Below are 3,832 nucleotides of genomic sequence, written 5' to 3'. Positions count from 1 at the left end.
CAGCAAGGAAAATCATCTTATGCCGATATTTTTAAATTCAGTCCTAAAAACCTACAAACAAGATGAAGCTCTCATTGCTCAGAGGTGGGCAGCCTACCAAAACTTTTTGGCAAAAGTGGAGTTTGTAAAGAGCGTCAAAGAGGAGAAGTACCAAGACGGCTTCTTGCATGACATCTTTGAAGAGTGCTTAGGCTATACGCTTGACAACACAAACCCTCAAAACTTCAACCTTGAGCGAGAAAAAAAGAACGAAACGGACGCTAAAAAGGCAGACGGTGTTATCTATGTTAATGGCGAGGTAGTCGGCATAGTTGAGCTAAAAGACCAAAAGAGCAAAAATCTAGATGCCATTGAAGCTCAAGCCTTTAACTACCACAACTCACACTCAAACTCAAAGTACATCATTATCTCAAACTTTAACGAGCTGAGATTTTACATAGACAAAAAGACCGCTTACGAGAAGTTCAACCTCTTTTACCTTACTTATGAAGAGTTCAAAAAACTTCATCTACTGCTAAGCTATGAGAGCATAAAAGATGGCTTGCCGCTCAAACTAAAAGAGAAGTCGGCAAACTTTGAGCAGCAGATATCTAAAGAGCTATACCGTGATTTTAGTATCTTTAGAAACCATCTTTTTGAAAACATAGTAAAAAATAATTTTGTCATTGCGAGCGAAGCGCGGCAATCTCTAAACAAAAGCACTCTCTTAAGACTTACCCAAAAGCTCTGCGACCGCATTATATTTATGCTTTTTGCAGAAGACAGAGGACTGCTTCGACACAACACCATCAAAGAGATACGAGGTGAGTTTAGCGGGCAAAAGTTTACCTCTTACGCGCTTTACGACATCTACAAGTTCTACTTTAACGCCATAAACGAGGGAAATGAGAAGCTAGGCATACCAAAATACAACGGCGGACTTTTCGCAAAAGATGAGCTTTTAGACAGCCTCATCATAGACGATACGCAACTTGACATGGAGGCGCAAAAACTAAGCGACTACGACTTCATGAGCGATGTGAGCGTAAACATACTCGGGCATATATTTGAGCAGAGTTTGACGGACTTAGAGGAGCTTCAGGCAAACATAGATAACACCGACTTTGACAAGAAAAAATCCAAACGCAAAAAAGACGGCGTCTTCTACACTCCCGAGTACATTACCCACTACATCGTTGAAAACACTCTGGGCAGGCTTTGCGAAGAAAAAAGAGAACTACTGCAAATCGGAGGCGAGATTTTAACTCCATCAAATACGAAAAAACTCACAAAAGCCGAACAAACACATAAACAAAACATCTTAGACTACCGCGAATGGCTAACAAACCTAAAGATACTAGACCCCGCATGTGGAAGCGGCGCATTTCTAAACCAAGCGTTAGAGTTTCTCATAAACGAACACACCCTCGTGAGAGATATGCTTCTGCCCTTTGAGGACTTAACACTCGGCTACGAGATAGAAAAAGAGATACTAGAACACAACCTCTACGGCGTAGACATCAACGAAGATGCTGTTGAGATAGCAAAACTCTCACTCTGGCTCAGAACGGCTCATAAGGGAAGAGAGCTTACAAAACTGGCAGATAAGATACTCTGCGCAAACTCGCTTTTAGAGATGCCCTTTGATGAAGGCAGTTTTGATGTGGTTATCGGCAATCCGCCGTATGTAAGAGTTCAAGGGCTAAAAAGCAACTATGAAGATGAAGCAAAACTTTATGAAGCAAAGTACAAATCCGCAACGGGTAATTATGATTTGTACGCACTCTTTTTAGAGATGAGCTTTGGCATGTTAAAACCTACTGGAAAACTAAGCTATATCTTGCCTCATAAATTTCTCATATCTGATTTTGGAAGCGGTTTAAGAGGATTTTTGGCAGAGAACAGAGCAGTAGAGAGTCTGCTACTTTTTGGCAGTGAAATGGTTTTTGAAGATGCTTCAACCTACACATGCATCGTTACGCTTTCACATGACAATGAAAAGCTATATTTTAAATCACTCAGCCCAAAAGATATATTTGAACCTTTTAACTACGATGTCATAAGCTATGAAAAACTAAGCAGCGAAAAATGGAACCTTTCAAATCAAGATACAACAAAGGTACTAGAAAAAATAAAACAACAGCCTTTAGTAGTAAAAGATGTTTTTGCAAAGATTTTTCAAGGTATAAAAACTAGTGGCGACCCTATCTATTTACTTTTACAAGCAGAAGATGGACTTTATTCAAAAGCCCTTGACAAAATAGTAGAAGTTGAAAGTGGGCTTTTAAAACCAATGCTAAAAGGCGAAGATATAAGCCGTTATGCAAATTTGCAAAATAGATATTTTGTTATATTTCCATATCTTATTGAAGATGGCAAAGCAACACCAATGAGTGAAAAGTATATCCAAGAAAATTTTCCAAATGGGTACGAGTACTTAAAAGCAAATGAAGAGTTTTTACGAGGGAGAGAAAACGGAAAAATGGATAAAGATGGATGGTTTTTATATATTTATCCAAAAAGTTTAACTGAATATCAAAAAACAAAAATTATTCTTCAGGAATTAAGTTTTAAATCTAATTTTACATATGACAATGTCGGCATGTGTCACGCAGGTCAATACAGCATGGTCAAAAAAGCAGATGTTAAAGAAGATGATAAATTTTTTCTTGCTTTATTAAACTCTTCTTTAATGTGGTTTTTCATAAAAAATACAAGTACGGAGTTTAGAGGTGGTTATTTTGCTTATCAAACAAAATATATTGAACCTTTTCCACTTCCAAAACTAAAAAGCCTAGACGAACAAGCGCCATTTGTAGAAAAAGCCGACAAAATGCTCGCACTAAACAAACAATTCCAAGAGACAAAACAAAACTTTACAAATGAGTTGGGATTAGAAAAACTGACAAAGAAACTGCAAAATTTTGAGGAGCTGGAGTTTGAGGAGTTTGTGAGCGAATACGCAAAAGCAAAGAAACTAAAATTTGCCGACAAACTGGCAGAACGCAACTTCAAACAAGAGTGGCAAGCCATTTTTGAGAACGATAAAATTTTAACATGTAGATTAAAAGATGAGATAGCCAAAACCGACAAAGAGATAGACGAGATGGTCTATAAACTCTACGACTTGAGTGATGAAGAGATTAAGATTGTGGAGGGGAATTGATATGGATTTTTCACTGCTTTATTTATCTTCCCACTTAAATATATCAATGATAACTATGACATCATCGTCTATGATATAAGGTACGGTGTAGCCTTTGAAAACCAAATCTCTAACATTTATATCATCATAATACATTGACTGTCTGTATTTAAAAGGCATATTTACAAGAGCAGTTATTTTTTCGTCTAGCTCTTTTTTGAAGTTTTTAGCATTTGCAGGGTTATTGATGGCAATATATTTTAAAATTAAGAAAAGTTTATCGTTAAAAGATGGACTCTTTTCTATTCTCATTAAAGATTATTTAGCCACTTATCAATTTCATCCATACCTTTAGCATAAGGCACTGTTTTCATCTTTCCGCTTCTATATTCTTCTACTGCGACACTTACTCTTGCTCTTGCTTCATCTTTTGAGATTAATGGATACCCATCATCTTTTATATCTTCAAGTATGTTTACTTGGGGTTTGTTTTGATTTAAAAAAGATAGCAACTGGCTATAAAAACTGTCATCTACATTTAACACTAATGAGTGCATTTTAAATCCTTTAAATTTAAAATTTTATTGTGAAGCTATTATAACACACTGTTGCTAATGCATACTGTAAAATAACCTGAAATACACCATCCCACACAGGAGAGACTGTGAAAGAACCTCAAAAAAACATTTCAAAGAGTGCTTCAAGCTC

General features: G+C 36.6%; 3 protein-coding genes. 1 reads left to right on the top strand and 2 read right to left on the bottom strand.

Annotated features, from left to right (window positions below):
* Positions 1 to 19 precede the first annotated feature (19 nt).
* Entirely contained in the window at positions 20 to 3,145 is a 3,126-nt protein-coding gene (locus IBX42_RS11630; protein ID WP_294933098.1) for an N-6 DNA methylase, read from the top strand.
* Between the two features lie 18 nt (positions 3,146 to 3,163).
* Here the strand turns inward: IBX42_RS11630 and IBX42_RS11625 are convergent, their stop codons facing one another.
* Both IBX42_RS11625 and IBX42_RS11620 read right to left on the bottom strand, forming a co-directional pair.
* Positions 3,164 to 3,436 (bottom strand): type II toxin-antitoxin system RelE/ParE family toxin, encoded by a 273-nt coding sequence (locus IBX42_RS11625; RefSeq protein WP_294933097.1) that lies wholly within the window; start codon positions 3,434 to 3,436, stop codon positions 3,164 to 3,166.
* On the bottom strand, positions 3,436 to 3,681 hold the full coding sequence (locus IBX42_RS11620) for a hypothetical protein (protein ID WP_294933096.1): 246 nt from the start codon (positions 3,679 to 3,681) through the stop codon (positions 3,436 to 3,438). The genes IBX42_RS11625 and IBX42_RS11620 overlap by 1 nt, the downstream gene beginning before the upstream one ends.
* Between the last annotated feature and the right edge of the window lie 151 nt (positions 3,682 to 3,832).

It is taken from the genome of Sulfurimonas sp., assembly GCF_014859695.1.
Classification (GTDB): Bacteria; Campylobacterota; Campylobacteria; order Campylobacterales; family Sulfurimonadaceae; genus Sulfurimonas.
Note: the sequence above shows the minus strand (reverse complement) of the source record. Positions and strands in the feature narration are given on the sequence as shown.